The 3465-nt window shown below is 73.5% G+C and carries 4 protein-coding genes and 1 pseudogene; 1 reads left to right on the plus strand and 4 read right to left on the minus strand.

The window, feature by feature from the left end; all coding sequences use genetic code 11:
* The 4 genes from HMPREF0731_RS23900 to HMPREF0731_RS14370 form a co-directional block, all read right to left on the minus strand.
* Window positions 1-1656 (minus strand): sensor histidine kinase (locus tag HMPREF0731_RS23900; protein WP_051014766.1); only part of this gene is annotated, 1656 nt, incomplete at its 3' end.
* A gap of 62 nt (window positions 1657-1718) precedes the next feature.
* A complete protein-coding gene (locus tag HMPREF0731_RS25540) occupies window positions 1719-1907 on the minus strand; it encodes a NepR family anti-sigma factor (RefSeq protein ID WP_040613380.1) in 189 nt (62 codons plus the stop codon).
* A 23-nt stretch (window positions 1908-1930) separates the two neighbouring features.
* Window positions 1931-2647 carry a sigma-70 family RNA polymerase sigma factor gene (locus HMPREF0731_RS14365; protein ID WP_007004881.1) on the minus strand — a complete coding sequence of 239 codons (717 nt, stop codon included), beginning with the start codon at window positions 2645-2647 and terminating at the stop codon, window positions 1931-1933.
* 95 nt (window positions 2648-2742) lie between these two features.
* On the minus strand, window positions 2743-3267 hold the full coding sequence (locus HMPREF0731_RS14370) for a sigma-70 family RNA polymerase sigma factor (protein WP_007004882.1): 525 nt from the start codon (window positions 3265-3267) through the stop codon (window positions 2743-2745).
* A 56-nt stretch (window positions 3268-3323) separates the two neighbouring features.
* Here HMPREF0731_RS14370 and HMPREF0731_RS26500 point away from each other — a divergent pair.
* A pseudogene (locus HMPREF0731_RS26500) lies at window positions 3324-3465 on the plus strand (response regulator); the annotation flags it as partial.

Raw genomic sequence — 3465 nt, forward strand, 5'->3', positions numbered from 1 at the left:
CGGCGTGGCGCGCGGGTGCTGGTCGGCCTCGCGCCGGCGCAGCGGGAAGCGCAGCGACAGCTCGGTGCCGTCCTCGCGCCGCATGACGATCTCGCCGCCCAGATGCTGGGCGAAGCCGCGGATCAGCGTCAGCCCGATGCCCTGGCTGCCCGCCTCCTCGTCCAGCCGCATGCCGAGCCCGTCATCATGCACGCGCAGCTCCGCCTCCTCGCCCAGGCTGCGCACCGAGATGGTGATGCTGCCGCTGCGCGCGTCGGGGAAGCCGTGCTTGATGGCGTTGGTCACCGTCTCGGTGATCAGCAGGGCGAGGGAGACGGCCTGGTCGGTGACGATCTCCAGCTCGTCGGCCTCGACGGTCAGGCGGATGCGCTGGCCCGGCCGCTCGCCGATGGCGGCGAAGAGCTGCTGCGCCAGCTCCTCCAGGAAGGGGCGCAGCGCGATCACCTCGAAGGTCTGGTTGGTGTAGAGGTGGCGGTGCAGCGTGGCCAGCGCCTGCACGCGGTCGCGCGCGGTGGCGAACTCGGCCCGCGCCGCCGGGTCGCGCAGCCGGTTGGCCTGCAGGTTCAGCAGGCTGGCGACGATCTGCAGGTTGTTCTTCACCCGGTGGTGGATCTCGGCCATCAGCAGGTCGCGCTGGCGCAGCGCGCCGCGCAGCTCCTCCTCCCGCCCGCCGATGGCGCTGGCGGCGTCGGCCACGGCCTGCTCCAGCGCGCGCACCTCGTCCGGCTCGCCGCGGCGGAACATCGGCGCGAAGGGCGCGCCGGGGCGCCACTGCCGCACCCGCCAGGCCAGCTGGCGCAGCGGCCGGGCGATGGCCAGGTCGGCGCCGAGCACGATCACCACCAGGCAGGCCAGCAGGAAGGCCGCCAGCTCCAGCCCGCGGCGCAGCAGGACGGTGTGCGCCGCCTGGCGGATCTCCCCGGTGGGCAGGCCGACCAGCAGGCCGAGGCCGGGGTCGAGCCGGGCGCTGGCATAGGCGTAGTCGTCGCCGCGCCGCGACCGCGTCTCGATCGCACCGCCCTGCGGAAGGGTGGCCAGCTCGCGCAGCAGGGCGGTGTCCGGCAGCTCGTCGGCGGCGGCGCTGGTCAGCGCCAGGGCGGTGCCGTCGCGGTCCACCAGCCAGACGCGCTGCGCGGCGCGCTTCGGCGCCGCCGCCTCGGCGGTCTCGAAGATCTGCAGCCGCAGGCTGGCCCCCACCACCCCGCCGGGAATGCGGAGCACGGCGCTGAGCACGGGCAGGCCGCTGACGCGGCCGGTGCGGAATTCGCTGAGGGTGATGCGGTCGGGCCGGGCCTCGGCCAGCAGCGGGTCGACCGGCGGGTCGATCGGGGCGCTGGGCGCGCGGGCGGAGCAGCGCAGCGTGCCGTCATCGGCGGCGACCCAGAGATTGCTGTAGTGCGACCCGTTGACCGCCAGCAGGCCGGAGAGCAGGGCGGTGCAGGCGGCGGGGTCGTCGAGCACGGCGCCCTGGCGGGCCAGCCCGTGCAGCGTGGCATCGAGAACGGTCAGGATGGCGCCATGGCGGGTGGCGGAGACCTCGCCCAGGATGGCGGCGGTGCGCCGCCCGGCGGCCAGCTCGGCCTCGTAGCTCAGGAAGGCGTTGGCGCCCGCGATGCCCACGACGGGCACGCTGGCGACCAGGAGCAGGAGAAGCATGCGGCCACGAACGCCGCGGAGCATTCTTTGCAGCGCCCGGCCTCGCGGGGGCGCCGGGGACGTCACGTCTGGCCTCTGGCCTTGTCCTGGTCGATCAAGCGAAGCAGCTCCTCCGGAATGGGCTCCTTGGCGATGTCGTCATACATCGCATGCAGACCTCGCTGGAGCCAGAGATCGAAAGCGGCATCCGGCGTGCCCTTTCGGGCACGCTCGGCACTCGGGCGGGGGGCGATTGCCGGATCCGCCAACATGCGCTTGTCTTCTCTCTCGCCCATCAGAGTCCCGGCTGCATGCTCCGCGCATCGGCGGAGCTCTCCCGCAGGCTAGCATTGCGGCGGCGCTGTTCGCCAGAGCGCACCGGTGCCTTCGCCTCGGCCTGGGCGCGGCGGGAGGGCTGCTTCTCCCCCATCAGCCACGCCTCGAGCTGGCGGCGGGCGCGGAAGACGCGGCACTTGGCGGTGCCGACGGCGCAGTTCATCGCCTGCGCGGCCTCCTCATAGGACATGCCCTGGACCGTCACCAGCAGCAGGGCGGTGCGGTGGTCCTCCGGCAGGTCGGCCAGGCGGCGGCGCAGCTCGCGCAGCGCCAGGCTGTCCTCCTGCGCGGCGGGGCGCGCCAGGGCCTCGGCCGGGGCGCTGTCCATGTCGCAGGTGTCGCGCTTGCGGCGGATGTCGGAGAGGAAGCGGTTGCGCAGGATGCGGAACATCCAGGCGCCGAAATTCGTCCCCGGCGTGAAGCTGTGCTGCGCCGCCAGCGCGTTGCTGACCGCCGCCTGCACCAGGTCGTCGGCATCGGCGCGGTTGCGGGTCATCGACACCGCCTGCACCCGCAGCCGCGGCAGGATCGCCACCAGCTGCTCGTGGAAGCTCGGTCCGCCGCTGGCCGGCGTCGCGGCGCCGGCGGCCTGGCCTCGGATGGGGGTCACGCTGTTCATGGTGCTCTGCTCGCCTTGCATGACCCACCAATGCGGCAGGAGGGCCAGCGGTTGCATGGGGCATATCCATTTTCCGCGGGTCTGACATGCGTTTCGCGCATGAAACCTTCGCGCCTCGCCTTTCCTTGAAGGAGGGTTCGATGCGCGTCCCCTCAGCCTCCCTCCTCCTGCAGCGCGGCCTCGCCGCCCTCCGCCGGCGCCCAGCCCCGTGCCAGGGCGCCCCGGGCGCGCGAGACACGTGCCTTCACCGTGCCCACCGGCACGCCGCAGATCGCGGCCGCCTCCTCATGCGACAGGCCGTGCGCGCCGACCAGGATCAGCGCCTCGCGCTGCGGCATGGGCAGGCGTTCCAGCGCGCGGGACAGGTCGTTCACATCGGCCTGCGCCTCCTGCGCCGCCGGCATCGCCTCGCGCGGCGGCATCCGCTCCAGGGCGCGCTTCTCGGTGCCGCGGCGGCGCAGCTGTTCCAGGAACACGTTGCGCAGGATATGGAACACCCAGGCCCGCAGGCTGGTTCCAGGCAGCCACTGGGATTCGGCGCGCAGCGCCCGCAGGACCGCCTCCTGCACCAGATCGTCGGCCAGCGCCGCATCGCGGGCCAGGAAGCGCGCGAAGGCGCGCAGCTCGGGCAGCAGCCCCGGCAGGGCGGCGCGGATCGGATCCGTTTGCTTTGTCATTCTCACTTCCGGCACGATCTTGCCGCAGCAACCAGGAACGTCACGAGGGCCATGTCATGAACGCCGTCACCCAGGCCGAGCTGCTCCGAAGCCTTCCTCCCGCCCGGCGCTACGCGCGCGCGCTCAGCGGCAGCCAGATGGCGGGCGACGCGCTGGTCGCGGCCGCGCTGCGCGAGGGGCTGCCGCCGCTGCCGGCGC

The sequence above is a fragment of the Pseudoroseomonas cervicalis ATCC 49957 genome (genome assembly GCF_000164635.1).
GTDB lineage: Bacteria > Pseudomonadota > Alphaproteobacteria > Acetobacterales > Acetobacteraceae > Pseudoroseomonas > Pseudoroseomonas cervicalis.